The sequence below is a fragment of the Devosia sp. Root105 genome, from assembly GCF_001424865.1.
GTDB lineage: Bacteria > Pseudomonadota > Alphaproteobacteria > Rhizobiales > Devosiaceae > Devosia_A.
In genome coordinates this window covers 244,185-268,816 of record NZ_LMCR01000021.1, presented here as the reverse complement: position 1 = coordinate 268,816, position 24,632 = coordinate 244,185, and the positions used below count along the sequence as shown (strand labels likewise).

Genomic DNA, 24,632 nt, shown 5'->3' with positions numbered 1-24,632 from the left:
ATGGCCCGTATCCGTCTCGACAAAGTCTCCAAGCGGTTCGGCGTGCATACTGCCGTCTCGGACCTCAGCATCGATGTGGCCGATGGTGAATTCTTCGTCCTGCTCGGCCCCACCGGTGCCGGCAAGACCACGACCCTGCGCATGATCGCCGGGCTCGAGAAGCCCAGTGCCGGCAGCATCTACATCGACGACGAGAACGTCGATGCCTGGGGCCCCGCCGAGCGCGACGTCGCCCTCGTCCTGCAGCAATACTCGCTCTATCCGCGTCTCTCCGTACGCGAAAACCTGGCCTTCCCGCTGCGCTCGAACGTGCGCAAGATGAGCCAGCCCGACATCGACAAGCGCATCGACTATGCCTCGAAGACGCTGCGTATCACGCACCTGCTCGATCGTAAGACGGACCGTCTGAGTGGCGGTGAAATGCAGCGCGTCTCCATCGGCCGCGCCATCGTGCGCGAACCCAAGGTCTTCCTGATGGACGAGCCGCTCTCGGCGCTCGACGCCAAGCTGCGCGAGGCCCTGCGCTCCGAGCTCAAGGACCTGCAGATGCGGCTCGGCGCCACGTTCATCTTCGTCACCCACGACCAGGTCGAGGCGATGACCATGGGCGACCGCATCGCAGTGCTCAACAAGGGCAGGATCGTCCAGGTCGGTACGCCACGCGACGTCTACACCAACCCGCGCGACACGTTCGTTGCGAGCTTCGTCGGCTCGCCCGCCATCAACCTGTTGCCCGGCAGCCTTGCCGGTGACGTGGCAAGCGTCGCCCAGGCTTTTGAGATGCCGATCACCCGCAGCGCCGCGGTTGAGGGGCCGGTGACCTTCGGCATCCGGCCGGAAGACGTCGAGGTCACCGCCGGCGCCCCGAACGAGGCGCGCATCCACGACGTCGAAAACCATGGCATCGAAAAGATCGTCACCTTGCGCGTCGGCGACAACCTGATGCGCGCTGCCGTCCCGGCCCGCGTCGAGGTCAAGGTCGAGGAAGCCGTGCGCTTCAGCTGGAACCCCGACAAGGTGATGCTGTTCGACGCCAAAACCGGCCTGAACCTCAGGGGGCAGGCGGCCTGATTTGTTTTGAGACTTTAGACCCCAGGGGAGGGGGACCATGGCATCCAACAACTACCCGAAGCTCCACAACGCCACCTGGCCCGGCGTGGTCGGCAAGGGCGCTCCCGGCGCCGAGCCGATTATCTCCCTCGATACGCTGCTGCAGCTCACGGCCAATGCCGAGGTCGATGGCCAGAAGTTTGACGGCGTCGATCTGTGGCTCGCCGATCCCCACATTTCCATCGATAGCTCGAAGGACGATGTGAAACGCATGGCCGACCACATCGCGAGCTTCGGCCTCAAGGTCGGTAGCTTCGTTGCCCCAATCTGGGGTGGCGCCGGTGGCGGCTCCGCCATGGGCGACGCCGATGAGGTCAAGCGCTTCCTCACCCAGGTCGAGAAGGCCTGTCGCATCGGCCAGCAGATGCGCGAGCTCGGCATCCGCCCTACCGGCGGCGTCCGCATCGACAGCTCCACCGGCGTCGAGGCCTGGGACACCGACCCGACGGGGAACACCAGGAAGATCGCCGATACCTTCCGCGAGGCCGGCCGCATCGCCCAGCACTATGGCGAGTACATCGTCGCCGAAGGCGAGATCTGCTGGGGCGGCATGCATTCCTGGCGCGAGAACGTAAAGCTGCTCGAGCTGGTCAACATGCCCGGCGTCGTTGGCTACCAGGCCGACATGGCGCACTCGATGCTGTTCGTCCTCGGCGCCAATGCCGAGAAAGACCGTATCCTGCCCACGGATTTCGAGTGGAGCGACAAGGCGGCGCTCGATGCCGCCTATCACAAGGTCGCCGACGCGCTCCGCCCCTGGACGCTGGATTTCCACGTCGCCCAGAATGACGGCACCACTTTCGGTTCCGGCGACCACGAAAAGACCGGGCGCCACTGCCAGATCGACGACCCCAATGGCCGGCTCGATGTGGTGAAGCACGCCGGCTACTGGCTGCGCGACGACAAGGGCGAGCTGACCAAAAAGATGCGTCACATCTGCTGGGACGGCTGCATGTTCCCCAACGCCGTCATGGAGCAGCAGGAAACCTGGAACAAGGTCCTCGGCGCCATGCTCAAAGTCCGCGAAGCCCACGGCTGGCGGGAATAGGCGTCATGGGGAAGAGGCGTTGCACTTTCCCCACCTACCGGGTCATCCCCGCGAAAGCGGGGATCTCCGTTTGCGATCTCTCGGCGTGCGCCCAAACGGAGGTTCCCGCTTTCGCGGGAATGACTCCGTGGGTAGCCGCGAACTAGGAACACTCCAATGACCAAACAACTCAATGTCGGCATGGTCGGCTACGGCTTCATGGCCCGCTGCCATTCGCACGCCTGGGCCTCCGTCAGCCATTTCTTCGATACCGGCTATCATCCGGTACTGAAGGCGGTGGCGGCGCGCAATGACAGCAAGGTGCGCCGCTTCGCCGAGCAGTGGGGCTATGAGAGTATCGAGCATGATTGGCGCGCCCTGATCGAGCGCAAGGATATCGACGCCATCGATATCTGCGTGCCCAACGACCTTCACGCCGAAATCGCCATCGCCGCGGCTCAGGCCGGCAAGATGGTGCTGACCGAAAAGCCGCTGGCCCGCACCGCGGCCGAGGGCCAGCCGATGGTCGATGCGGTCGAGAAGGCCGGCGTTCCCAACCTCGTCTGGTACAATTATCGCCGCGTCCCGGCCGTCACGCTGATCAAGCAGCTGGTCGACGAGGGCAAGCTCGGCCGCATCTTCCACTACCGCGCCAAGTTCCTGCAGGATTGGACCATTTCGCCCGATGTGCCGCAGGGCGGGCAGGGCACCTGGCGCCTCGATGTCGATGCCGCCGGCTCCGGCGTCACCGGCGACCTCCTGGCGCATTGCCTCGACAGCGCGCTGTGGATCAACGGCGATATCTCCTCGCTCACCGCCATGACCGAGACCTTCGTCAAGGAGCGCACCCACGCCGAAACCGGCAAGAAGCAGACCGTCGGCATCGATGACGCGGCGGCGGTGCTGACCCGCTTCAGCAATGGTGCGCTCGGCACGTTCGAGTCGACCCGCTACGCCCGTGGCCACAAGGCCGCCTATACACTCGAGATCAACGGCGAGAAGGGCTCGCTCGCCTGGGACCTGCACGACATGAACCGGGTGCAGTGGTTCGATCATTCCACCGAGGGCCGGCTGCGCGGCTGGACCAACATCCTCGTCACCGACGGCGACCACCCTTATCTCGGCAAGTGGTGGGTGCCCGGCCTGGTCATCGGCTTCGAGCACAGCTTCACCCACACCGCTGCCGATTTCCTCGAGGGCCTCGAAACCGGCAAACCGGCCGCGCCCACGTTCCGTGACGCGCTGGCGACCAACAAGCTCTGTGACGCGATCATCAGCTCGGGTAAGTCGGGCAGCTGGGTCAACTTGTAGCGCCAAGCAAACGGAACTAACCAATGAAACTCGGCTTCAATCTCCTGCTCTGGACCACCCACGTCACCGACGAACACTGGCCGATCATCGAGCGCCTCAAGGCCGTGGGCTATGACGGCGTCGAGGTTCCGATGTTCGAGGGCACGCCCGATCATTACGAAAAGCTCGGCCGCCGCTTGCGCGATATCGGGCTGGGCGCCACCGGCATCGGCGTCATGCCCGGCGGCGGCAAGTCTGCCGTCTCCCCCGAACTGAGCGAACGCGCCGGCGCCCTCAGCCACCTGCAATGGCTGACCGATTGCACCGCGGCGCTCGGCGGCACCCTTGCCGCCGGCCCGTTCCACCAGCCGCTCGGTGAGTTCACCGGCCGCGGCGCCACCGCCGATGAGAAATCACGGGTCCGCGACATCCACAAACAGGCGGCGCAGTATGCGGCGAAACAGGGCGTTGCCCTCTCGGTCGAGCCGCTCAACCGCTTCGAGTGCTATTTCCTCAACTCGGCCACCCAGGCCGCCGAACTGGTGCAGGCCGTCGACGAACCGAACTACGGCTATCTCTACGACACCTTCCACTTCAACATCGAAGAGAACTCGATCACATCAGTGATCCCGGCCACCATCAACCAGATCAACCACGTCCACATTTCCGAGAATAACCGCGGCGTCCCCGGCGCCGGGCACATCGATTTCCAGTCGGTGTTCAACGCCCTGAAGCGGGCCGGTTACGACGGCTGGCTCACTATCGAAGCCTTCGGTTCGGCCCTGCCGGACCTCGCCGCCGCCACCAAGATCTGGCGTCCGCTGTTCACCTCGGAAGCCGAGGTCTACGAGCAGGGTTACAGGCTGATGCGGGACGGCTGGGACCGGGCGCGCTGATCGCCTGAACGCGCCGTTCAGCGCCACGACATCGGCAGTGGCGCACCCTCAAGCCCGACGCGCACCCCGCGCGGGCTCCAATGAGGGACATCGATCATGAAAACGCTTCTTGTTCTTGTTGCTGTACTTGGGCTCACCACCGCAGTCGGTGCTGCCGACAATGTCTACCAGACCTCGAAAAGTCTGACGATCGGCCAGTATGGCGCCAATTGCGCCAGCATGGGCGGCACCTACGAGTCGCACGACGACAACACCGGGACCTGCTCGAAATCGGGCGGTTACAACGTCACCTGCTCGCGCGATGAAGGCATCACCACCTGCGTCGGCTACGACCCGAAGCGACCCAAGGCGCCGCAATAGATTTCGGCCGGCGAGTCTCGTAAGAAGCTTGCCGTGAACGCGGCGCTCCCCGTCCCGCGTCGAGCGCGAGGAGGAGTGCCGCGTGACCAAGATTGTGCTGCTGTCCGGATCCTATACCGGTCCCAACGGCGAAGGCCTGAAGCTGCTGAGCTTCGACACCACCAGCGGCGATATCGAGCTGGTTCGCAGCTTCCCCGGCACGCCAGACGTCTCGTGGATTGCCTTCGCGCCGACGACGCGCACCGTCTACGTCACCGACGAAATGGCCGAGAAGGCCGGCGCCTTCACACTGGCCGACGACAACAGCAGCGTCACCGCGCTCGGCTACCAGTCGACCGGCGCCAAATACCCCTGCTACCTCCGCATCAGCCCCAAGGGCACCAAGCTCGCCGTCGCCAACTATGGCGATGACTCCACTCCGGTGTTCTCGATCGATGCGGCGACCGGTGCGCTGAAATCCGACCCCACCGTACTGCGCAGCGCCCACGCCCATGACAAGGGCCACTCCCATTGGACCCAGTGGTCCCCCGAGGCCGACCGGCTCTACATGGTCGATCTCGGCCATGACGAAGTGCGCAGCGTTCGCTACGAAGCCGGCAGTTTCGTCGGCGGCCCCGAGACGGCGTTCGCAACGCCCAAGGGCGCCGGTCCGCGCCACCTGGCGTTCCACCCCAACGGCAAGTTCGCCTACCTGTTCACCGAATATGCCGAGACGGTCACCGCGCTCGCCCGCGAACCGGGCGGCAAGCTCGCCGAGCTCAACACCCTCTCGGCGCTTCCCGCCGACTTCAAGGGCACCTCGACCGGCGCCCACATCCAGATCAACGCCGCCGGCACCGTGCTCTATGTTTCGAACCGCGGCCACAACTCGATCACCGCCTTCGCCATCGCCGCCGATGGCCGGATCAGCTTGAAGCAGAACATTTCGTGCGGCGGCAACTGGCCCCGTTTCTTCCTGCTGCTCGACAAGCACCTGATCGTCGCCAACCAGGAGAGCGAAGACCTGGTGGTCTTCGACGTCGCCGCCGACGGCACCCTGAGCGCTACCGGCAAGCTGTTCAAACTGCAGAAGCCAGTCGCCCTGCTGCAGATCTAAGCCGCCGGCCTCTCGGTGATCCTCCCCCGCGTGGCGGGGGAGGGGGAACACGCGTAGCGTGGTGGAGGGGGCCGTCTGCTTCAGCGGACCATCGGCTACCGCACCTTGTGCTGCATCTCGGGCAAGAACACCGTCAGCAGCCCGGCCAGTGGCATGAAGGAGCAGAGCCAGAACACGTACTGGATGCCGGTCACGTCGGCCAAGGCACCGAGCGCCGCGGCGGCGATGCCGCCGGCGCCGAAGGCGAAGCCGAAGAAGATCCCGGCGATCATTCCGACCCGGCCTGGCAGCAGCTCCTGCGCGAACACCACGATGGCCGAGAACGCCGACGAGAAGATCAGCCCGATCAGCACCGTCAGGATCACCGTCCAGGTGAGGTCGGCATAGGGCAGGGCCAGGGTGAACGGCAGCACGCCGAGGATCGAGAACCAGATCACGAACTTGGCGCCGAAGCGGTCGCCGATCGGCCCACCGAGGAACACCCCGACCGCCGAAGCGCCGAGATAGACGAACAGCAGCAGCTGCGCGTCCTGCACGCCGACCTGGAACTTGTCGATCAGGAAGAACGTGTAATAGCTCGAGAGCCCCGCCATGTAGGCGTTCTTGGTCAGTGTCAGCACCGTCAGCACGGTGAGCGCAATCGCGGTGGTGCGCTTGTCGAACAGCAGCGCCGTGCTCACCGGCGCCTTGCCGGCATTGGCCTTGCGATGCGCCGCGTACCACATGCCGACCCGGGTCAGGATGAAGATGCCGACCAGCGAGCCAGCCGCGAACCAGGCAACGCTCGATTGGCCGCGCGGCAAGACGATGAATGCCGCCAGCAATGGCCCGATCGCCGAGCCGACATTGCCGCCCACCTGGAACAGCGATTGTGCGAGGCCATGCCTTCCGCCCGAGGCCAGCCGCGCTACCCGCGAACTCTCAGGATGGAAGATCGCCGAGCCCAGCCCGACAAAAGCCGAGCCGACCAGCAGCAGCCAGTAGCTCTGCGCAAAGCCCAGGATCAGCAGCCCGATCAGGCTCGAGGCCATGCCGACCGGCAGCGAGAAGGGCAGGGGGCGCTTATCGGTATACATGCCGATCGCCGGCTGCAGCAGCGACGCCGTGCACTGGAAGGTCAGCGTCAGCAGCCCGATCTGCACATAGTCGAGCCCATAGCTCTCCTTGAGGATCGGATAGATCGCCGACAGCAGCGATTGCATGGTGTCGTTGATCAGGTGGCAGACCGACACCGCGATGATGATCGAGAGCGTGGTCTTGCTGGCGATGGAAGTCGCCGGTGCCGAAGCTGTGGCCGTCAATTTGGGAATCCGGGAATGCTGAGGGATCAGCGGGTGCCGATCAGAAACGAATACTTGTCCCTAACATGTCAGATGCCCCGAGTCGTTAGCACTCAAGCGATTTTCCGTTCGGTTGGATAGCGAAACAACGGAAGCAGACGGCCCCCTCCCATCCTCCCCCATGAAGGGGGAGGTGCCCCGCCGGTTCATGGGGCACGATCGAAGACAGAGCCTCGACTCTTAACCTCCCCCTTCATGGGGGACTTCGAGCCATCCCGTAGGGCAAATCGCTCCAGTGGAGCGATTTGAGGCGAGAAGGCCATGAGAGCTACGCTCGAATGGCGAGGGAGGGGGCCGTCTCTATCAGTCAGGCCGCCACCCCCTGAACCACTCGCAGAACGCCCGCACGCCGTCTTCTATCGGCGTCGCCGGCACCTCGCCCACCAGCGCCCGCAGCAGGCTTACGTCTGCCGCCGTCTCCGTCACGTCGCCCGGCTGCATCGGCAGCAACTCTTTCTTTGCCTCGCGTCCCATCGCCGTCTCGATCGCTGTGACGAACCGCATCAGTTCCACCGGCCGGCCGCCGGCAATGTTCACCACCCGCCAAGGCGCCACGGGCGAAAGCGAGTCCGCCGCCGACACCGGCTCCCCCTGCACCGGCGCCTTGCCGATCAGCCGGTCGATCGCCGCCACCACGTCGTCGATATAGGTGAAATCCCGCCGCATCCGGCCTTCGCCATAGATGCTGATCGGCTTGCCTGCCGCGATCGCCTCGGCGAACCTGAACAGCGCCATGTCCGGCCGTCCCCAGGGGCCGTAGACGGTGAAGAACCTGAGGCAGGTGATCGGCACTCCGAACAGATGCGCGTAGGAATGGCTCATCGCCTCCGTCGCCTTCTTGGTCGCCGCATAGAGCGATACCGGCCGGTCGGTCATGTCCGTCTCGCGTGACGGCTGCCCGGCCGCCATGCCGTAAACCGAGCTCGATGAGGCGATCAGCAGGTGCTTCGGCGGCGTTCGGCGCGCCGCTTCGAGGATGGCGAGCGTTCCCGTCACGTTGCTGTCGGTATAGCTGAACGGCGCCTCGAGGCTGTAGCGCACCCCGGCCTGCGCCGCGAGATGCACCACCACCGCCGGCGCCTCGGAGAACGCCGCATCGATCGCCGCCTCGTCCTCCAGCCGCCCGGTCACCCCCAGGAACCGCCCGTTGGCCTCCAGCATTGCCTGCCGCTGCTGTTTGAGTCGCACGTCGTAATAGGGCGTCAGCGCGTCAAGCCCGATCACTTCGTGCCCCTCGGCGAGCAGCCGTAGGCTCAGGTGATAGCCGATAAATCCGGCGCTGCCGGTAACCAGAACGCGCACCCCGCCCCCCAAACCGTCTGCGGCACAATGCTTTTTGCCGCCACACGGTCGAATCTACGCGTCCTCGTTCGACAATGCCAAGAACCGTTTGACGCCCCGACCGGTGCCTCCGAATGCGCCCTCTTGAAGATTCCGCTTGCGTCTCCGATTTGGTGTGCTACATAACTAGCACACTACCAAGGCATCACGCATGAGCCAGTTCAACGACAGCCAGCCGATCTTCGTACAGATTGGCGAAAGGATTGCCGACATGATCCTGAGCAGGACCACCAAGGAGGGCGAGGCGCTGCCTTCAGTGCGCCAGATCTCCGCCGACCTCTCGGTCAATCCGTTGACCGTTACCCGTGCCTACCAGTCGCTCGTCGATATCGGTGTCGTCGAGTCGCGCCGCGGCATGGGCATGTTCGTGGCCGAAGGCGGCCACCAGCGGCTGCTCGCTCACGAGCGCCAGAAATTTCTGACCGAGGAGTGGCCGCGCGTCATGGCGCGCCTCGCTGCCCTCGATCTCGATCCCACACAGTTGTTGAAGCAAGGCGGTAAAGATGAATGATCTGGCTCAAACCACAGCTGCTCCGATCGTCTCGGCGCGTGGCCTCAAGAAGCACTTCGGTCGCACCGAAATCCTCCACGGGCTCGATTTCGACATCCCCGCCGGCCGCATCTACGGCCTCGTCGGCCACAATGGCGCTGGCAAGACCACCACGCTGAACGCGCTGCTCGGCCTTACCTCTTACGAGGGCACCGTGCGTGTCCTGGGTGAGGATCCGTACCAGAAGCGTGCTTCGCTGATGCAGAACGTCGCCTTCATCTCCGATGTCGCGAGCCTGCCGCGGTTTCTGCGGGTGCGTGAGCTGTTCGCGCTGCTCACCAACATCCACCCCAACTTCGATCAGGCGAAGGCCCGCGGCTTCCTCGAGGGCACCGACGTCAAGATGGACGCCCGGATCAAGAATCTCTCGAAGGGCATGATCGCCCAGCTCCACCTCGCGGTGGTGATGGCGATCGACGCCAAGCTCCTGGTCCTCGACGAGCCGACCCTCGGCCTCGACATCACCTATCGCAAGCGCTTCTACCGGCGCCTGCTCGAGGATTACATGACCGAGGAGCGCACCCTGCTGATCACCACCCACCAGGTGGATGAGATCGAGTTCATGCTCAGTGACATCATGTTCATCCGCGATGGTGAGCTGATCCTCCACATGCAGATGGAGACGGTCTCCTCGAAGTTCAGCCAGGTGCTGGTTCGCCCCGATCAGGTCGCCGCCGCCACGGCGCTCGGCCCGATCTACAGCGAGACCCGCTTCGGCCAGACCGCCATGGTCTTCGATGGCGTCGATCGCGATCGCCTCGCCCCGTTCGGCGAGGTCACCACTCCCACTCTCAGCGACCTGTTCGTCGCCCTCATGCAGCGCGGTCCCGCCAAATGAAGTCTCTCGTTGCCCTTATCAAGCGCGAGTATCTCGAGCATCGGGGAGCGTTCCTCTACGCCCCCGGCGTGATCCTCGGCATCATGACGCTGGTGCTGGTGTTCGGCATCGCCTCGAACCGTTTCCAGATGCACCAGGAAATCGGCGTCCCCTCGGCGCTGAAATTCTTCGAGTTCGGCTTCCTCGCGGTGGCCGCGCTGTGGAGCATGTACCTGCTGGCGGCGCTGTTCTTCTACTATGCCGATGCCTTCAGTGCCGATCGGCGCAACAACGCCATGTTGTTCTGGAAGTCGATGCCGGTCAGCGATTTCAAGGTGCTGGCCTCCAAATCCCTCGCCGGCATGACCATCCTGCCGGCGCTGATCTTCGCCGCCTATCTCATCACCGGCGTTCTCATCTACGTGGTCACCATGATCACCGCGATGATGCTGCCGCGCCTCGGCGTGCCCGGCATCTTCGAGTTCCTGTCCTCGGGCTTCCAGATCGCCGCCTTCGCGTTCGTCTGCCTCGTGACGGCGTTGCTCTGGTACGCGCCGTTCTTCGCCTGGGTTGGCGCGCTCTCGACCGTGTTCCGTCGCTGGTCGATACCGCTCGCCTTCCTCATCCCGGGGCTGGTCGGGCTCGCCGAGAACCTGATCTTCAACGACACCGGGCCGCGCGCCGGCTACGTCCTCAACTACCTCAACGAGCGGCTGAAGTTCGGCGCCGACAACCTGCACCTCGAACGCGAGATCTTCGCCGATGCCCAGTTCAACGCCATGGCGATGATCGCGCGTTTCCTTGCCACGGTCGACTGGGCGCAACTTGTCGGCGGCCTGATCGTCGCCGCCCTGCTCGTCTACGCCGCCAGCGAATACCGCCGCCGCATCGTCGCCACCTGACCTCGGCGCCGTCGGCAGCAGTATGGCCATCACTCCCTCCCCACCATCCATCCCCAAACGGGGATGGGGGTGGTGGTCGTTTTTTTGTCCTCCCCACGGGGCGGGGGCGGGGGACCATGCGGAGCATGGTGGAGGGGACACCTCAGGGACTCAGCCGTAGCTAATCGACCGACAACGCAACCCATTCACGCATATCTGTATCGACTGTCTGCCCGCGCGACAGCATTGGCTTGCCCCTCGGCCTCCGCCATATCAGGGTCAACCTAACGCCCGTCGCGAGACCCCATCATGATCACTGTCGAATCCCAGGCCGCGGTCCGCTCCGCCCCGACACTGCCGCTCACCACCCATCTCGGCGCCGTTCGCATCGGCGTCACCGATCGAGATAAGGCGCTCGCCGTCTGGCGCGATGTCGTCGGCCTCGAGCTCATCTCCGAGGATGCCGAAGCGCTGCATCTGGGCGCCGGCGGCCGCGAGCTGATCACCCTCGAACTTGGCGCCACGGGCCCGTTCCCCGATCGCTCGCTCGGCCTCTACCATGTCGCCGTGCATGTCCCGACCCGCAAGGCGCTGGCCGAAATGGTGGTGCGCGCCCTGATGCGCCGCGTCCGCATTTCGCCCACCGATCACCTCGTCTCCGAGGCGATCTACCTGTGGGACGACGACAATAACGGCATCGAGATCACCTTCGAGACGCCCTGGCGCGGTACCATCGGCGACGGCGAGGACGGCTTCTACGTCAAGACCATCGATGGTTCGCCCCATTCCGGCCGCGAGGCCATCGATGTCGACGACCTGCTCGCCGAACTCGATGACGTCAACGCCGTGCCGGCGCTGATGCCCGAGGGCACCCGCATCGGCCACATCCACCTGCATGTGCACGATCTCGAGCAAGCCATGCGCTACTATCGCGATGGCCTCGGCTTCGGCGGCCTGTTCATCATGCGCCGCTTCGGCATGGGCGATCTCGGCCTCGACTACCCGCCGCACACCATCGCCTTCAACATCTGGTCCGGCCCGAACGCCACCCAGGCGCCGAAGGGTTCGGCCGGCCTCCGCTGGTTCCACGTCGCACTGCCGGATCAGGCGGCGCTCGATGCAGTGAAGGCTCGGCTCGCGGCAATCGGCGCGGGCTATGCGGAGACCAACGAGGGGCTCGAGAGCAGGGACCCGGCCGGCAATCTGGTGAAGGTGGTCATCGGCTAAACGCTGACAGACGGCCCCCTCCCATCCTCCCCCATAAAGGGGGAGGTGCCCCGTCGGTTCACTAGGCACAATCGAAGACAGAGCCTCGACTCTTCACCTCCCCCTTTATGGGGGAGGCCGGGAGGGGGCCGCCTGCTTCGGTTCTATCGCCTAAAGCACCCCCAAAAACCCCGCCACATCGGCCTCGGTCGTCGCCCAGCTGGTCACCAGCCGCACCAGCGTTTCGTCCGCCGCGAGCCCGTCGGTCGGCCATTCATGCGCTGCGCCGCCCGCGGCCCGCAGCCGCGCCAGCGCCGCCCTGGGGATCACCGCGAACACCTCGTTCGCCGTGTTCTCCCAGCCGAGCCGCGCCACGCTGCTGGCCCGGATCCCGGCGCGCAGCCGGTCCGACATGGCGTTGGCGTGCCCGGCCCGCCGCAGCCAGTTGCCGTCCTCGAGATAGCCCTCGAACTGCGCCGCGACGAACCGCGCCTTGGAGAACGTGTGTCCGGCCCGCTGCCGCCGTGCTTCGAAGTCCCCGAGCAGCCCCGGGGTAAACACCACGATCGCTTCGGCCGCCCAGCAGCCGTTCTTGGTGGCCCCGAACGACAAGAAGTCTACCCCGGCCTTCCAGGTCAGTTCGGCCGGCGTTACGCCCAGCGCCGCCACCGCGTTGCCGAACCGCGCTCCATCCATGTGCACCTTCAGCCCGCCGTCACGCGCGATTGTCGCCAGCTCGGCCACCTGCGCCACCGAATACACGGTGCCCCATTCCGTCGCATTGGTGAGGCTCAGCGCCACCGGCACGCTCCGCCCACCAGGCGAGTGCTTGCCGAGCGCCGTGGCGAACGCTCCCGCGTCGATCAATCCGAGCGGGCTCTGTACCGGCGCCAGCTTCATGCCGCCCGACTGGAACTCCGTCGCGCCGCTTTCGTCGGTGTGCACATGCGCGTCCTCGCCGCAGAACACCACGCCGCCCGGCCGGCTCAGTGCCGCGAGCCCCAGCGAGTTCGAGGCCGTTCCGGTCGCGGTGAACCACACCTCCACCTCGCGCTCGAACAACTCCGAGAAGCGCTGCGCTACGCTGAGGCTCAGCGGATCCCCGCCATAGGCCGGCGAATAGCCGCCATTGTGCCGCACCAGCGCCGCCATCACCTCAGGCGTCGCCCCGGCCCAGTTATCGCTCGCAAAATTCACGCTGAAATACCCCGATACATCGCGGCCACGCTCCTAGCACACCGGCCTCTCAGTCGGCCATCGCCCCCCTTGCGGGGGAGAATGCGATTTCTTGGGTTTGGCCCTTCGCCAAACCCTTAGAAATCGCAAGAGGGGGGACGTTTTGCGCACTGGAGTCTCGGCCACGCGCCGCTATGATCCTCCGCAATAGGAGACCCCATGCGAGCCATATCCTGCACCGCGCCCGAGCAGCTGGCGCTGATCGACATCGACCGCCCCGAGCTGAAGCCCGGCTGGGTCCGCGTCGCCATTCGCCACATCGGCATCTGCGGCACCGACTACCACATCTTCGAGGGCAACTTCCCCTACTTCGAGTACCCGCGCGTCATCGGCCACGAACTGAGCGGCACCGTGGTTGACCCGAACGGCGAAGCCTTCGCCGCCGGCGATCCCGTCGTGATCAACCCTTATCTCAACTGCGGCCATTGCCCGGCCTGCCTCGAAGGCCGCGCCAATTGCTGCGAGACCCTCAAGGTCATCGGCGTGCACGCGCCGGGCGGCATGGCCGAAGAGATCGTCATGCCCGCTGGCAACCTCTACAAGGCCGAGGGCCTGAGCCTGCGCGATGCGGCCATGGTCGAGTTCCTCGCCATCGGCGCCCACGCCATCCGCCGCACCGCCGAGCTGAAGCCCGGCTCGCGCGCCCTGGTGGTCGGGTCCGGTCCGATCGGCTTGGGTGTCGCCTTCTTTGCAAAAATCGCCGGCGCCGACGTCACCGTCATCGATGCCGCACCTGACAAGATCGCCGCCACGCGCGCCCTCGGTTTCACCACCTTCTCGCCGGCCGAGCTCGAAGGCAGTGAGTTCACGCGCATCAAGTCGACCGGTTTCGACGCGGTGTTCGATTCCACCGGCTCGATCAAGGCGATGAACGCCTCGCTGTTCCATACCCGCAATGGCGGCAGCTATACCCTGGTCGGCGTCATCAAGGGCGACCTGGTGTTCCCCGATTCAGAAGTGCACCGGCGCGAACTCACCATCCGCGCTTCGCGCAACGCCATCCGCGCCGATTTCGAGCACGTCATGGAGTCGATCCGCCTCGGCAAGGTCCCCACCGACAAGCTCGCCACCCACGCCACCACCATGGACCGGGTGCCCGAGGATATGCCGATCTGGGCCCATGACCGCACCGGCGTCATCAAGGCGATCGTGACGGTCTGATCCTCCCCCGCGTGGCGGGGTCACGGATGAGCGCCGCAGGCGCTCACCGCTGGGGGACCAGCGAAGCTGGTGGAGGGAGCGCTCTCGTGCGGTGGCCCCTAGGCCTTCCAGCCCACGGCCTTGGGCGTCACATCGAGCTCGATCTCTTCCATGCCGAGCAGCCGCGCCACCACTTCGGGCGGGTCCTTCACCACATGCACGCCCGACACCGTGTCGATCTTGGTGTCGCGCAGGCCCTTGACCACCGCGACCACATGCTCGGGGTTGACGTAGATGATGCCATCGGGCGTATCGAGCTTCACGAGCCGCATAGAATTCTCCTTGGGTAGTCGCCCCACATAACCCAGCGCCGTGCGGCCGGTGACATCATGCCCGGCCCATGGACAATGAACAGTGAAGGGCGCTCGCCCAACCACCACCAGACGGACCACTGCCATGACCTCCCCCGATGACATCCTGAACTTCTGGTTCGTCGCGCACGGCGAGCCGGACTGGTTCGGCGGCAAGCCCGAGTTCGATGCGCTGCTCGCCGAGCGCTTCGGCGAAACCTATGCCGCCGTCGCCCGTGGCGAGGCGGCCTGGTGGCGCGCCAGCCCATCGGGTCGGCTCGCCGAGATCATCGTACTCGATCAGTTCTGCCGCCAGTTGCATCGCAAGCGCCCCGAGGCCTTCGCCTCCGATGCCATGGCGCTGCGTCTCGCGCAGGAGGCGGTCGCGCTCGGCGACGACATGCGGGTCGAACCCCGGCGCCGGACGTTCTTCTATATGCCCTACATGCATTCGGAGGATCTCGCGGTGCACGACGAGGCCATTCGGCTGTTCACCGCGCTCGGCGACGAGGACACGCTCAAATACGAGATCATGCACCGCGATTGCATCGCCCGCTTCGGCCGCTACCCCCGCCGCAACGCCGCCCTCGGTCGCGTCTCCACTCCCGATGAGATCGCCTACATCAACTCCGGCGACGGCATGTTCTGAAGCTGCCCGGCCTGGCCCTACTGCCGCTGATACTGCCGCGGCGAGTACGCCATCGTCCGCTTGAACGCCGTGCTGAACGCGCTTTCGGATTCATAGCCGATCGACAGTGCGATCGCCGCAACGCTCTGGCGTGAGTTGCGCAACCGGTCCGATGCCACCAGCATCCGCCAGCGCGTCAGGTACTCGATCGGCGACGTCCCCACCACCTGCTTGAACCGCTGGGCAAAGCTCGAGCGCGACATGCCGGCCACCCCGGCGAGCCCCTCGAGGGTCCAGCGTTGCGCCGGGTCGGCATGGATCGCGCCGACCACCTTGCTCATCTGCCGGTCGGCCAGCGCCTGCAGCCAGCCGGCCCCGGCGCATTGCGGTCCGCCGAGATAAATCCGCAGCACGTGCACCAGCATGATGTGGGCGAGGTGCTCGGAGACCAGGAAACCGCCCGGCCGCCGCTCGCGCACCTCCGCCGCCAGCTGGTCGAGCCCCCAGCGCAGCACGGAGGCCTGGCTCGAGGCTTCGCGTACCCGCACGATGGCGGGCAGGGCGCCCGACAACACTTCCACATGCGGCGCGGCGAAAGTGAAGCGGCCGCCGATCAGGAAAAAGTCGCCGCCGCCATTGCAGGTCGCGATCCCATCCCGGGCGTGGTCGTAAATGGCGTTCGCCTCGATCGGTGGCAACGCTGGGTCGGTGGCGAGGCCGAATGGCCGTCCCTTGGTCAACAGGAAGCAGTCGCCTTCTTCCATCCGCAGCGGCCCGCTTTCGCCCTCCACCCAGACCCAGCAGCTGCCACGCATCACCGCGTTGAACTTGATCCCCTCATGGGCCGGAAAGCGGATCGCCCAGTCCCCGCCAGCGTCGAGGCCGACGCTGATCGAGCTCTGTGGCTTCAGCAGTGAGAGGACGTCGGAGAGCGGATCCATTCACAGTTCCGGACGATCACGAAAGAACGGCGGACAATAGCGCATAGATCGTACGCTTCCAACCCGAGTAACTCTGCTGCAGCAATCCATCCCAGCAGCCGGAGTTCTTAAGTCATGGCCAACCCGCAAACGCCGATCGGATCCGGCTTCGGAGCCCGCACCACCGCCACCGAGGTGCTGCATGGGCAGGACCTGAACGGCAAGCTGGCGATCGTCACCGGCGGCCATTCCGGTCTCGGGCTGGAGACCACCAGGGCCTTGGCTGCGGCAGGCGCCCGCGTCATCGTCCCCGCCCGCCAGCCCGACACAGCTCTTGCCGCCGTGGGCGACCTTCCCGGCGTCGAGATCGAAGCCCTCGATCTTACCGACCTCGCCAGCGTCAGTGCGTTCGCCGCTCGCGTCGTGGCCTCACGCCGCCACGTCGATATCCTCATCAACAGCGCCGGCATCATGGCCTGCCCCGAGACCCGCGTCGGTCCTGGCTGGGAAGCCCAGTTCGCCACCAACCATCTCGGCCATTATGCCCTCGTCAACCGGCTGTGGCCGGCCCTTTCCGGCGGCGCCGGAGCCCGCGTCGTCGCCGTCTCCTCCGGCGCCCACGGCATCACCGGCATCCGCTGGGACGATGTGCAGTTCACCCACGGCTATGACCGCTGGCACGCCTACGGCCAGAGCAAGACCGCCAACGCCCTGTTCGCCGTCCATCTCGATGCGCTCGGTCGCGACGCCGGCGTGCGCGCTTTTTCGCTCCACCCCGGCAGTATCCTCACTCCGCTGCAGCGCCATCTGGCCAAGGCCGAAAAGGTCGCAGCCGGCTGGATCGATGAGAATGGCGATCTCGCCGACCCCAGCTTCAAGACCCCGCAGCAGGGTGCGGCAACCCAGGTGTGGGCCGCGACCTCCCCGCAACTCGCCGGTCTGGGTGGGCTCTATTGCGAAGACTGCGACGTCGCCCCGCTCAGCCAGGATGGCTTCACCGGCGTGCGCCCCTACGCCGTCGACCCAGAAGAGGCGGCCCGCCTCTGGGCCCTCTCGGCCGATCTCACCGGCGTCGACGCCTTCCGTCCGGCTTAACCGGGTGACTCAAAATCATAATACGACTTATGAATGACCGATGAACTTCCGGCTCTGCATCGGTTCAGCCGAACCCCCTTAGTCCTCTCTTACCCGCAGGCAACCGAGCCTGCTTTCATGGAGTGGACCAAATGTTCGCACGTCTCAATCGTTTCGCCCGGCCGACTTTCGCTGCCCTCGCCCTGTCGCTCGTCGCCGTCTCGGCTCCGCCGGTCCTCGCTGGCGGCCTGCAGGAGAAACCGATCTTTGAGAACCACGACGACTACGACGACTACGATTGCCAGAGCGTCAAGCAGGCGATCCGCTATCTCAAGAAGCGCAACTACAAGATGATCGAGAAGCTCGAGAAGGAAGCCGAGGAGGGCATCTACCTGTTCTCCGCCAAGAAGAAGAACTCCGAGCACGTCTTCGTCCCCTACTACATCACCTACGACGCCTGCGACCGCGAGATCGTCAGCCGCACCCCGGTGAAGGAAGAAAAGATGCTGTAACGGCTCTGCACGCGAGCTCTTACCCGGACGTCGGGGTTCGGGTGAGAGCTGCCTCCGTCGATCGCCGGCGCTGCGATATCGCTTCCAGCACCGGCCGCTGATGCGCTAGCCTCCCGCTGTTCCGGAGGCTCCCATGGACCATTTTCTGCCGCTTTTTGCCATTCTCGGCGCCCTCTTGCTCGGCGCCATCAGCCCAGGCCCGAGCTTCGTCTTCGTGGTCCGTACCGCCGTCGCCCAGTCGCGCACCGAAGGGCTCGCCGCGGCGCTCGGCATGGGAGTAGGGGCCATGGTGTACGGCGCGCTCGCCGTGCTCGGGCTGCGCACCCTGATGCAGGATGGCGGCCTGCTGTTCACTGCGCTGAAGGTCGCTGGCGGGCTTTACCTCGTCTATCTCGCCTGGAAGATCTGGAGCCACGCCGCCGACCCCATCACGGTCGAGGCCGGCGCCGCTCCCGCCGCCAATCCGCAGAAGGCCTTCACCTTCGGCCTCCTCACCCAGCTTTCCAATCCCAAGATCGTTGCGGTGTTCGGCGCGGTGTTCGCCGCGCTCCTGCCCGCCAATCCCGAGCCCTGGCTCTACTGGGCCCTGCCGCCGCTGATCTTCCTGCAGGAAACCCTGTGGTACAGCATCGTCGCCATCGCCTTCTCGGCGACAAAACCCCGCGCCATCTATCTGAGCGCCAAGCTCTGGGTCGATCGCGCCGCCGCCGCCTTCATCGGCATCCTCGGCGTCCGCCTGATCATCGAGGCCAGATAAGGAGGGCCGACATGCGGGAGACGACGGAGAAAGTCAGGGACCGCGTTTATTCGTACAACATCGCCAAGGTCTATCCGCTCTACATCGCCAAGGCGGAGAACAAGGGGCGCAGCAAGGCCGAGGTCGATGAGATCCTTCGCTGGCTGACCGGCCACACCCAGCAGTCGCTGGACGATCAGCTGACGAAGGGTGCCACCCTCGAAACCTTCTTCACCTCTGCGCCGGCGCTCAACCCGGCGCGATCGCTGATCACCGGCGTCGTCTGCGGCGTCCGCGTCGAGAACATCGAAGAACCGATGATGCGCGAGATCCGCTACCTGGACAAACTCATCGACGAACTCGCCAAGGGCAAGGCCATGGCGAAAATCCTGAGGACCCCAACGCCCGGCTGACCACGGAGGTGCCATCATGGCTGCGGACCCAAATGCGATTGCCGAGATCGAGGCGGCGCTCGAATGGCTCCGCTTCACCCACCCGATCAGCACGCATTTCGGCGCCGAGGTGCGCCGCACCGACCTTTCCGGCAAGCGGCTCGCCGGCTGGATGCACCTCCTCCCCGATACCATCCTGACCCTGATGCCGTTCGTCGAGGCCGGCGTGTCGGTCCGCGTTGGCGGGTGCAACCCCGATAGTACCGACCCCCGCGTGGTCGAGTATCTCGCCAACCACGGCGTTGAGATGTTCGATGGCCGGCGCGAGCCGCGCACGCTCTATGACGAAACGCTTCGCCGCTTCGCGACCGGCCCCCTCGATGCCATCTGCGACATGGGCGGCGAACTCATCGAGGCCGCCACCCTCGCGGGCACGCCGATCGCCGGCGCACTCGAGGCGACCACGACGGGCCTCCATCGGATCCGGCCCTTGACCCTCGCCTTTCCGGTGTTCGACTGGAACGGGATTGCCCTCAAGGACGCCATCCACAACCGCTTCCATGTCGGCGAAGAAACCTGGCCGGCCTTTGGCAGCATCACCGGCCTGTCACTGTTCGGTTGCCGGGTGCTGGTCGTCGGCTTCGGGCCGGTAGGCCGTGGCGTCGCCGAACGGGCCCGCGCGCTCGGCGCCGTAGTCACCGTCGCCGAGCGCGATCCGGTCCGCCAGCTCGAAGCGCTGCATTTCGGCTGCCGCACCCTGCCACTCGCCGAAGCGCTGGCGGAGGCAACCGTCATCGTCACCGCCACCGGTCGCGACGGCGTGCTTGGCGAGGCTGAACTGAATCTTTGCCGCGATGGTGCGGTGCTCTTCAATGTCGGCCACTCCAATCGTGAGATCGACGTCGATTGGCTCGATCGGCATGAGCGCCGGACCATGAAGGCTCATATCGAGCGCTACACTATCGGCGGCCGCTCGCTGTTCCTGCTCAACCGCGGCAGCCTGATCAACATCGCCTTCACCGGCAACCTGGCGGGTTCGGCGAGTTTCGATCCGTTCTCCGGCGTGATGATCCGTGGCCTGCTCTGGCTGCTCACCGCGGGCGCCGCCGGCATTCCGCCCGGCCTCCACGCCTATCCGCCGGAGCTGGAACGCGAGGTCGCGACCGCGGCGCTTGCGGTCCGCGCCCGCGCCTAGCGCCCTTACGTCCATCCGCTGAGGTCAGGGCCAGCCATGCCTCCGTCGCATCGGCCCCTTCCGGAATTCGCCACTTGCCCCTCCGCCGCGTCGGGCGTATCTCCCGGGCGTCGCGAAAAGCGACCGCCTCCCTTGATCCGCTCAGTGGCGGAGTAAACAGGTGGACGAATAGTCGTCCAGGTGGTCAAGCACACGCCAGCTCATGCCTTGCGCATGGCCTGGTCAGCGTCTCCCAGAACCCCAGTCGCCCGCCGTCGGGCATGATCGCGAAGCTGTCGTCGCCTGCGTGGGCGTCCGCCTGCTTCGCGTGGAGCAAGCTTGCCATGCAGAGATCACTCACCGTCATCTACACCGCCATTGTTCTCGATGCCGTCGGCATCGGCCTCATCTTTCCCATCCTTCCCTCGCTGCTCGCCGAGGTGACCGGCGCCGAGAATGTCGCCGCCTATATCGGCATCATGACCGCGCTCTACGCCGTCATGCAGTTCGTCTTCGCGCCGATCCTCGGCGCCCTCAGCGATCGGCTCGGCCGCCGTCCGGTGCTGCTGATCTCGCTCGGTGGCGCAGCGATTAACTACCTCTTCCTTGCCTTCGCGCCGAACCTCTGGCTGCTACTGCTCGGCCGCGCCATTGCCGGCCTCACCAGCGCCAATGTCTCGGTCGCCACCGCCTATGTCACCGACATCTCGCCCGAAGACACCCGGGCCCGCCGCTTCGGCCTGCTCAATGCCATGTTCGGCATCGGTTTCATCATTGGGCCGGTGCTCGGCGGCGCGCTGGGGGATTACTGGTTGCGGCTGCCCTTCATCGCCGCGGCGGTGCTGAACGCCGGCAACCTGCTGCTGGCTTTCCTCGTGTTGCCCGAGTCACGCACTCCGAGCCGCGAAAAGCTCGATCTGGCGGCGCTCAATCCGCTCCGCTCGCTGCGCTGGGCCCTCTCGGTCAAAAGCCTGCGGCCGATGATCTTGATCTTCTTCGCTTTCGCCGCCACCGGCGAGGTCTACGGCACCTGCTGGGCGCTTTGGGGCGGCGACACCTTCCAGTGGAATGGCCTGTGGATCGGATTGTCGCTCGGCGCCTTCGGCGTTTGCCAGACGCTGGCGCAGGCCTTCCTTCCCGGTCCCGCGGCAAAGCTGCTCGGCGAGCGCGGCGCGATCCTCACCGGCATCGCCGGCGCATCGATCGCACTCGTCGTCATGGCCTTTGCCACCCAGAGCTGGCTGATCTTCGCCATCATGCCGGTCTTCGCGCTCGGCGGCATCGGTGCCCCGGCGCTGCAATCGCTCGCCACGCGGCAGGTCGATGAGAGTCAGCAGGGCCAGTTCCAGGGCGTCCTCGCCTCGGCCGTCAGCCTTGCTTCGATCGCCGCGCCACTGCTGTTCTCGAGCCTCTATTTCGTCTTCCGCGACCACTGGCCCGGCGCCATCTGGCTTTCCGTCGTCGCGCTCTATGGGCTGCTGGTCCCCCTCGTCCTGAGCCTCCGGCTCGGGGGACCAGCCGCTCCTTCCGACCTCAGATAAGCCGTTGCCCGCCATCGATGTGGATCGTCTCGCCGGTCATGAACTCGCTTTCCATGGCGTAGAGATAGGCGGGCGCCACATCGCGCGGTGCGGCGATCCGGCCGATTGGCAGGCGGGCTGCCATTTCCGCGAAATAGCCCGCCTTGGCTTCGCCGACGAGTTCGTCGAACATCGGCGTATCGACCCAGCCGGGCGAGACGATGTTCACCCGGCCCGGCGCCAGTTCCAGCGCCAGCGCCCGGGCGAAGTAGCTGAACGCGCCGGCGATCGCCGAGACCACGGCGCCGCCCGGCACCGGCGGCCGGTCCTTGTTGATGCCCGAGGTGAAGGTCATCGACCCACCGGCCGTGAGCGTCCGCACGGCGTGCTTGGCCACCAGCACGGCGCCGATCAGCTTGTCGTCGACAAACCGCCGCACCATTTCGGCGTCGGTCTCGCCGATCGGGTCACCCGGCGGCGGCGTGCCGGCGGTCGACACCAGGTGGTCGAAGGCGCCGATGCCGGCAAAGGCTGCGGCAATCTCGGCTTCCCGCGTCATGTCGGCGGTTACCGTCTTCACCCGGCCATTGCCGCCGAGGTTACGCTGCGCTTGCAGTAGCTTGTCCTGCGAGCGGCCGACCAGCACCAGTTCGGCGCCGCGTTCCAGCGCCGCCGCAGCGACCCCAAGGCCAATGCCAGAGCTGCCTCCGACGACGACGACTTTCCTGCCCATAAGCTGTGCCATGGGATTTCTCCGTTGTGATGATGTTGGAAGGGGAGGAGCGCGACGCGGGCTCAGCCGCGATAGGCGCGCTCGAGGTCGGCGATGACGATCTTTTTCATCTGGTACATCGCCTGCAGCACGCGGCCGGCCTTGGCACGGTCCGGGTCCGCCAGCAGCTGCGATAGCCGGGTGGGCGACACCTGCCAGTAGACGCCGAACTTGTCGGTGAGCCAGCCGCAGGGCTGTTCCTTGCCGCCATCGGCGATCAGCGCATTCCAGTAATAGTCGGTCTCTTGCTGGTCATCGGTCTCGATGAGGAACGAGAAGGATTCGTTGTAGTGCGCCGGCGAGTTGGCATTGAGCGCCACCACCGGTTGGCCGGCGAGCGCGAAGCGCACCACCGACAGTTCCGGGTCGGGCATGATGCTGCGCCCGAGCACTTGGGAATCCCTGAAGATCGACGTGTAGAACGCCATTGCCTCGTCGGCCTGGTTCTTGAACCAGAGATGGGGGAATACCTTTGCCATTGCTCTTCTCCTTTCGTCGCTTAGCGGATCAGGCGTCTTCGTTGCGGACCGGGTGGATCGAGCCATCCCAGTCGCGCTCGTAGCCGAGGTCGGCCAGCAGATGCGCCGGAAAGCCCGTGACCCGATCCTCGGTGGCGCGGCGCGCCCTGGCATGGCGCAAGGGCGACACCACGGCGTGGATCGCGCTCCGCACCAGCGATATGGCGTCGCCGGCAACCTGCTGGACAGAGGGAGCCGAAGCGCGGCAGTCGTCGGCATAAGTATGATAGTTGCTCACAGGATGTTCCTTTCGTTTGCTGCCGGATCGTTTGAGATCGGCCGGAAACCGCTGTTTCCATGGCGATAATCTGGGCGATCGCCGCATAGACAACAAACGAGAATTGCTGCACGATCTGTGAGGAAAACTCACAGGTGGCGCATGCCTCGCAAACTCCCGCCGCTCTCCGCGCTGCCCGCTTTCGATGCGGCGGCACGGCACTTAAGCTTCACCAACGCCGCGGCCGAGCTGAATCTCACCCACGGCGCCATCAGCCGCGCCGTCCGCAACATCGAGGACCGGCTGGGCGTGCAACTGTTCGAACGCGGCACCCGTTCGGTCAGCCTCACGCCCGAGGGCGCCGCCTATGCCGCCGAGATCGCCGCGGCGCTCGACCAGATCAGCACGGCCACCATGGCGGTGGCGGCGCCGCGCCCGGCCGGGGTGCTCAATGTCAGCACCTCAGACGGCTTTGCCGGCCGCTGGCTGGTGCCGCGGCTCTACCGCTTCCATCGCGCCCACCGCGATATCGATGTGCGCATCTCAACCTCGGGCCTGCTCGCCGATTTCGTTCGTGACGGCGTCGATATCGCCATCCGCTACGGCGCCGGCGATTACGAGGGCGCGGTGTCCGAACTGCTGTCGGAGGTCGATGTGTTCCCGGTCTGCAGCCCCGAGCTGCTGGGCGGCGAGCACCCGCTCCGCGAACCGGCTGACCTGAGGCATCACACGCTGATCCATGACGGCTTCCCGATCGACTGGAAGACCTGGCTGGAGCGCGCGGGCGTCACCGACATCAACCCCAACAGCGGCGTGCGCTTCGATTCCGCCACCTATGCCACCGAGGCCGCCGTGCATGGCGAGGGGGTGCTGCTCGGCCGCAGTACTCTCGTCTCCGCCGACCTCGCCGCCGGGCGCCTAGTCCGGCCGTTCGGCCTCGAGCTCAAGGCGAGCTCAAAATACTATGTCGTCTACCTGCAGAGCGCCCTGCGTCAGCGCCGGGTCAGGGCCTTCCGCGACTGGCTGCTGGCCGAGAGTGCCCTCGACAATCAGTCAAGCGGCAAGTTGGGACAATCATAATACGACTTATGAATATGCGGTGACCGTTACTGTCGGTCGGCGTTCATTTCGGGCGACCTAGCGTCCCCTCAATCGGCGGGCAAATCACTGCCCGCCAGTTGCGGAGCAAGCGATGTCCTCACCCAGTGTCTCGATCCTTAAATCCTGCCTCGCGGCGGCAATCGTCGTCAGCGCCCTGGCTGCGCCTGCGGCCATCGCCGCCGGCGCCAAGGGAGGCTTCGACCTCGGCGGCGAGCACCTCAACGAGTGCCTCGGCCCTGAACGGGTTGCCAAAATCCTGAAGCGCAAGAAATACACGGAAGTGCAGCACTACCCTGAGTACTCGAAGGGCTACGTTTACATGTTCGTGGCTCTGAAGCCGAAGCGCGACGGTCACGTCGTCGTCTGGCACCTCTACTACGATGCCTGCGAACAGGAACTCATCGGCAAGGAATCGCAGGAATAGGCAA

The 24,632-nt window shown here is 65.6% G+C and carries 28 protein-coding genes; 20 read left to right on the top strand and 8 right to left on the bottom strand.

Annotation, left to right across the window (positions count from 1 at the left end; translation table 11 throughout):
- The 6 genes from ASC68_RS28075 (at window position 1) to ASC68_RS28050 (ending at window position 5,779) form a co-directional block, all read left to right on the top strand.
- A complete protein-coding gene (locus tag ASC68_RS28075) occupies window positions 1–1,071 on the top strand; it encodes an ABC transporter ATP-binding protein (RefSeq protein ID WP_055887929.1) in 1,071 nt (356 codons plus the stop codon).
- 37 nt (window positions 1,072–1,108) lie between these two features.
- Window positions 1,109–2,158, top strand: coding sequence for a TIM barrel protein (locus ASC68_RS28070; RefSeq protein WP_055887926.1), 1,050 nt, complete (start codon window positions 1,109–1,111; stop codon window positions 2,156–2,158).
- 156 nt (window positions 2,159–2,314) lie between these two features.
- On the top strand, window positions 2,315–3,448 hold the full coding sequence (locus ASC68_RS28065) for a Gfo/Idh/MocA family oxidoreductase (protein WP_055887923.1): 1,134 nt from the start codon (window positions 2,315–2,317) through the stop codon (window positions 3,446–3,448).
- A gap of 23 nt (window positions 3,449–3,471) precedes the next feature.
- A complete protein-coding gene (locus ASC68_RS28060; RefSeq protein ID WP_055887920.1) occupies window positions 3,472–4,323 on the top strand; it encodes a sugar phosphate isomerase/epimerase family protein in 852 nt (283 codons plus the stop codon).
- Between the two features lie 96 nt (window positions 4,324–4,419).
- Complete coding sequence (locus tag ASC68_RS28055) at window positions 4,420–4,683, top strand: hypothetical protein (protein ID WP_055887917.1); 264 nt, start codon at window positions 4,420–4,422, stop codon at window positions 4,681–4,683.
- Window positions 4,684–4,765: 82 nt separating this feature from the next.
- Window positions 4,766–5,779: a lactonase family protein gene (locus tag ASC68_RS28050; RefSeq protein WP_055887916.1), complete on the top strand. Its 1,014-nt coding sequence runs from the start codon at window positions 4,766–4,768 to the stop codon at window positions 5,777–5,779.
- A gap of 95 nt (window positions 5,780–5,874) precedes the next feature.
- Here ASC68_RS28050 and ASC68_RS28045 read toward each other — a convergent pair whose 3' ends face one another.
- Window positions 5,875–7,080 carry an MFS transporter gene (locus ASC68_RS28045; protein WP_055887913.1) on the bottom strand — a complete coding sequence of 402 codons (1,206 nt, stop codon included), beginning with the start codon at window positions 7,078–7,080 and terminating at the stop codon, window positions 5,875–5,877.
- Between the two features lie 342 nt (window positions 7,081–7,422).
- The gene (locus ASC68_RS28040) at window positions 7,423–8,421 is read right to left on the bottom strand and encodes an NAD-dependent epimerase/dehydratase family protein (RefSeq protein ID WP_055888018.1); all 999 of its coding nucleotides are present in this window, start codon (window positions 8,419–8,421) and stop codon (window positions 7,423–7,425) included.
- 190 nt (window positions 8,422–8,611) lie between these two features.
- On the opposite strand from ASC68_RS28040, the gene ASC68_RS28035 reads away from it, so the two are divergent.
- From ASC68_RS28035 to ASC68_RS28020, 4 genes are all read left to right on the top strand, one after another.
- Entirely contained in the window at window positions 8,612–8,971 is a 360-nt protein-coding gene (locus ASC68_RS28035; RefSeq protein WP_055887910.1) for a GntR family transcriptional regulator, read from the top strand.
- The gene (locus ASC68_RS28030; RefSeq protein ID WP_055887907.1) at window positions 8,964–9,848 is read left to right on the top strand and encodes an ABC transporter ATP-binding protein; all 885 of its coding nucleotides are present in this window, start codon (window positions 8,964–8,966) and stop codon (window positions 9,846–9,848) included. Before ASC68_RS28035 ends, ASC68_RS28030 begins: the two co-directional genes overlap by 8 nt.
- On the top strand, window positions 9,845–10,729 hold the full coding sequence (locus ASC68_RS29285) for a hypothetical protein (protein ID WP_055887904.1): 885 nt from the start codon (window positions 9,845–9,847) through the stop codon (window positions 10,727–10,729). Before ASC68_RS28030 ends, ASC68_RS29285 begins: the two co-directional genes overlap by 4 nt.
- 288 nt (window positions 10,730–11,017) lie before the next feature.
- Window positions 11,018–11,935, top strand: coding sequence for a hypothetical protein (locus tag ASC68_RS28020; protein WP_055887901.1), 918 nt, complete (start codon window positions 11,018–11,020; stop codon window positions 11,933–11,935).
- 150 nt (window positions 11,936–12,085) lie between these two features.
- On the opposite strand, the gene ASC68_RS28015 is transcribed toward ASC68_RS28020, so the two are convergent.
- The gene (locus ASC68_RS28015; RefSeq protein ID WP_055887898.1) at window positions 12,086–13,111 is read right to left on the bottom strand and encodes a low specificity L-threonine aldolase; all 1,026 of its coding nucleotides are present in this window, start codon (window positions 13,109–13,111) and stop codon (window positions 12,086–12,088) included.
- Between the two features lie 198 nt (window positions 13,112–13,309).
- Here ASC68_RS28015 and ASC68_RS28010 point away from each other — a divergent pair, with 198 nt between their 5' ends.
- Window positions 13,310–14,311, top strand: coding sequence for a zinc-binding alcohol dehydrogenase family protein (locus ASC68_RS28010; protein ID WP_055887895.1), 1,002 nt, complete (start codon window positions 13,310–13,312; stop codon window positions 14,309–14,311).
- Between the two features lie 98 nt (window positions 14,312–14,409).
- On the opposite strand, the gene ASC68_RS28005 is transcribed toward ASC68_RS28010, so the two are convergent.
- Window positions 14,410–14,622, bottom strand: a complete 213-nt coding sequence (locus ASC68_RS28005; RefSeq protein WP_055887892.1) for a hypothetical protein — start codon at window positions 14,620–14,622, stop codon at window positions 14,410–14,412.
- A 124-nt stretch (window positions 14,623–14,746) separates the two neighbouring features.
- Here ASC68_RS28005 and ASC68_RS28000 point away from each other — a divergent pair, with 124 nt between their 5' ends.
- Window positions 14,747–15,289, top strand: a complete 543-nt coding sequence (locus ASC68_RS28000; RefSeq protein ID WP_055887888.1) for a DUF924 family protein — start codon at window positions 14,747–14,749, stop codon at window positions 15,287–15,289.
- Between the two features lie 17 nt (window positions 15,290–15,306).
- On the opposite strand, the gene ASC68_RS27995 is transcribed toward ASC68_RS28000, so the two are convergent.
- Window positions 15,307–16,209: an AraC family transcriptional regulator gene (locus tag ASC68_RS27995; RefSeq protein ID WP_055887885.1), complete on the bottom strand. Its 903-nt coding sequence runs from the start codon at window positions 16,207–16,209 to the stop codon at window positions 15,307–15,309.
- A gap of 114 nt (window positions 16,210–16,323) precedes the next feature.
- On the opposite strand from ASC68_RS27995, the gene ASC68_RS27990 reads away from it, so the two are divergent.
- The 6 genes from ASC68_RS27990 to ASC68_RS27965 all read left to right on the top strand — a co-directional run bounded on the left by ASC68_RS27990 (window position 16,324) and on the right by ASC68_RS27965 (window position 21,617).
- Window positions 16,324–17,283, top strand: coding sequence for an SDR family NAD(P)-dependent oxidoreductase (locus ASC68_RS27990; RefSeq protein WP_055887882.1), 960 nt, complete (start codon window positions 16,324–16,326; stop codon window positions 17,281–17,283).
- 131 nt (window positions 17,284–17,414) lie between these two features.
- Window positions 17,415–17,774 carry a hypothetical protein gene (locus tag ASC68_RS27985; RefSeq protein ID WP_055887879.1) on the top strand — a complete coding sequence of 120 codons (360 nt, stop codon included), beginning with the start codon at window positions 17,415–17,417 and terminating at the stop codon, window positions 17,772–17,774.
- Between the two features lie 133 nt (window positions 17,775–17,907).
- Complete coding sequence (locus ASC68_RS27980) at window positions 17,908–18,531, top strand: LysE family transporter (protein WP_055887876.1); 624 nt, start codon at window positions 17,908–17,910, stop codon at window positions 18,529–18,531.
- 11 nt (window positions 18,532–18,542) lie between these two features.
- The gene (locus tag ASC68_RS27975; RefSeq protein WP_055887874.1) at window positions 18,543–18,923 is read left to right on the top strand and encodes a DUF2200 domain-containing protein; all 381 of its coding nucleotides are present in this window, start codon (window positions 18,543–18,545) and stop codon (window positions 18,921–18,923) included.
- Between the two features lie 16 nt (window positions 18,924–18,939).
- Window positions 18,940–20,097: an NAD(P)-dependent oxidoreductase gene (locus tag ASC68_RS27970; RefSeq protein ID WP_055887872.1), complete on the top strand. Its 1,158-nt coding sequence runs from the start codon at window positions 18,940–18,942 to the stop codon at window positions 20,095–20,097.
- 323 nt (window positions 20,098–20,420) lie between these two features.
- On the top strand, window positions 20,421–21,617 hold the full coding sequence (locus ASC68_RS27965; protein ID WP_055887868.1) for a TCR/Tet family MFS transporter: 1,197 nt from the start codon (window positions 20,421–20,423) through the stop codon (window positions 21,615–21,617).
- On the opposite strand, the gene ASC68_RS27960 is transcribed toward ASC68_RS27965, so the two are convergent.
- Genes ASC68_RS27960 through ASC68_RS27950 form a run of 3 tightly spaced genes read right to left on the bottom strand, consistent with a single transcriptional unit; the run spans window position 21,610 to window position 23,124 of the window.
- On the bottom strand, window positions 21,610–22,341 hold the full coding sequence (locus ASC68_RS27960) for an SDR family oxidoreductase (protein ID WP_055887865.1): 732 nt from the start codon (window positions 22,339–22,341) through the stop codon (window positions 21,610–21,612). The genes ASC68_RS27965 and ASC68_RS27960 overlap by 8 nt on opposite strands.
- 50 nt (window positions 22,342–22,391) lie before the next feature.
- Window positions 22,392–22,847 (bottom strand): VOC family protein, encoded by a 456-nt coding sequence (locus tag ASC68_RS27955; protein WP_055887862.1) that lies wholly within the window; start codon window positions 22,845–22,847, stop codon window positions 22,392–22,394.
- 28 nt (window positions 22,848–22,875) lie between these two features.
- Entirely contained in the window at window positions 22,876–23,124 is a 249-nt protein-coding gene (locus ASC68_RS27950; RefSeq protein WP_055887859.1) for a hypothetical protein, read from the bottom strand.
- Between the two features lie 141 nt (window positions 23,125–23,265).
- Between ASC68_RS27950 and gcvA the strand changes: the two genes are divergently transcribed.
- Together gcvA and ASC68_RS27940 are read left to right on the top strand one after the other, a co-directional pair.
- Window positions 23,266–24,183 (top strand): transcriptional regulator GcvA, encoded by a 918-nt coding sequence (gene gcvA / locus ASC68_RS27945; RefSeq protein ID WP_055887857.1) that lies wholly within the window; start codon window positions 23,266–23,268, stop codon window positions 24,181–24,183.
- Window positions 24,184–24,295: 112 nt separating this feature from the next.
- On the top strand, window positions 24,296–24,628 hold the full coding sequence (locus ASC68_RS27940) for a hypothetical protein (protein WP_055887854.1): 333 nt from the start codon (window positions 24,296–24,298) through the stop codon (window positions 24,626–24,628).
- Window positions 24,629–24,632 lie beyond the last annotated feature (4 nt).

Excerpts from the sequence above, each read along its gene's own strand:
- ASC68_RS28075 (WP_055887929.1), top strand. The coding sequence starts at position 1 with ATGGCCCGTATCCGTCTCGACAAAGTCTCCAAGCGGTTCGGCGTGCAT.
- ASC68_RS28070 (WP_055887926.1), top strand. The coding sequence starts at position 1,109 with ATGGCATCCAACAACTACCCGAAGCTCCACAACGCCACCTGGCCCGGC.
- ASC68_RS28065 (WP_055887923.1), top strand. The coding sequence starts at position 2,315 with ATGACCAAACAACTCAATGTCGGCATGGTCGGCTACGGCTTCATGGCC.
- ASC68_RS28060 (WP_055887920.1), top strand. The coding sequence starts at position 3,472 with ATGAAACTCGGCTTCAATCTCCTGCTCTGGACCACCCACGTCACCGAC.
- ASC68_RS28055 (WP_055887917.1), top strand. The coding sequence starts at position 4,420 with ATGAAAACGCTTCTTGTTCTTGTTGCTGTACTTGGGCTCACCACCGCA.
- ASC68_RS28035 (WP_055887910.1), top strand. The coding sequence starts at position 8,612 with ATGAGCCAGTTCAACGACAGCCAGCCGATCTTCGTACAGATTGGCGAA.
- ASC68_RS28030 (WP_055887907.1), top strand. The coding sequence starts at position 8,964 with ATGAATGATCTGGCTCAAACCACAGCTGCTCCGATCGTCTCGGCGCGT.
- ASC68_RS29285 (WP_055887904.1), top strand. The coding sequence starts at position 9,845 with ATGAAGTCTCTCGTTGCCCTTATCAAGCGCGAGTATCTCGAGCATCGG.
- ASC68_RS28020 (WP_055887901.1), top strand. The coding sequence starts at position 11,018 with ATGATCACTGTCGAATCCCAGGCCGCGGTCCGCTCCGCCCCGACACTG.
- ASC68_RS28010 (WP_055887895.1), top strand. The coding sequence starts at position 13,310 with ATGCGAGCCATATCCTGCACCGCGCCCGAGCAGCTGGCGCTGATCGAC.
- ASC68_RS28005 (WP_055887892.1), bottom strand. The coding sequence starts at position 14,622 with ATGCGGCTCGTGAAGCTCGATACGCCCGATGGCATCATCTACGTCAAC.
- ASC68_RS28000 (WP_055887888.1), top strand. The coding sequence starts at position 14,747 with ATGACCTCCCCCGATGACATCCTGAACTTCTGGTTCGTCGCGCACGGC.
- ASC68_RS27995 (WP_055887885.1), bottom strand. The coding sequence starts at position 16,209 with ATGGATCCGCTCTCCGACGTCCTCTCACTGCTGAAGCCACAGAGCTCG.
- ASC68_RS27990 (WP_055887882.1), top strand. The coding sequence starts at position 16,324 with ATGGCCAACCCGCAAACGCCGATCGGATCCGGCTTCGGAGCCCGCACC.
- ASC68_RS27985 (WP_055887879.1), top strand. The coding sequence starts at position 17,415 with ATGTTCGCACGTCTCAATCGTTTCGCCCGGCCGACTTTCGCTGCCCTC.
- ASC68_RS27980 (WP_055887876.1), top strand. The coding sequence starts at position 17,908 with ATGGACCATTTTCTGCCGCTTTTTGCCATTCTCGGCGCCCTCTTGCTC.
- ASC68_RS27975 (WP_055887874.1), top strand. The coding sequence starts at position 18,543 with ATGCGGGAGACGACGGAGAAAGTCAGGGACCGCGTTTATTCGTACAAC.
- ASC68_RS27970 (WP_055887872.1), top strand. The coding sequence starts at position 18,940 with ATGGCTGCGGACCCAAATGCGATTGCCGAGATCGAGGCGGCGCTCGAA.
- ASC68_RS27965 (WP_055887868.1), top strand. The coding sequence starts at position 20,421 with ATGCAGAGATCACTCACCGTCATCTACACCGCCATTGTTCTCGATGCC.
- ASC68_RS27960 (WP_055887865.1), bottom strand. The coding sequence starts at position 22,341 with ATGGCACAGCTTATGGGCAGGAAAGTCGTCGTCGTCGGAGGCAGCTCT.
- ASC68_RS27955 (WP_055887862.1), bottom strand. The coding sequence starts at position 22,847 with ATGGCAAAGGTATTCCCCCATCTCTGGTTCAAGAACCAGGCCGACGAG.
- gcvA (WP_055887857.1), top strand. The coding sequence starts at position 23,266 with ATGCCTCGCAAACTCCCGCCGCTCTCCGCGCTGCCCGCTTTCGATGCG.
- ASC68_RS27940 (WP_055887854.1), top strand. The coding sequence starts at position 24,296 with ATGTCCTCACCCAGTGTCTCGATCCTTAAATCCTGCCTCGCGGCGGCA.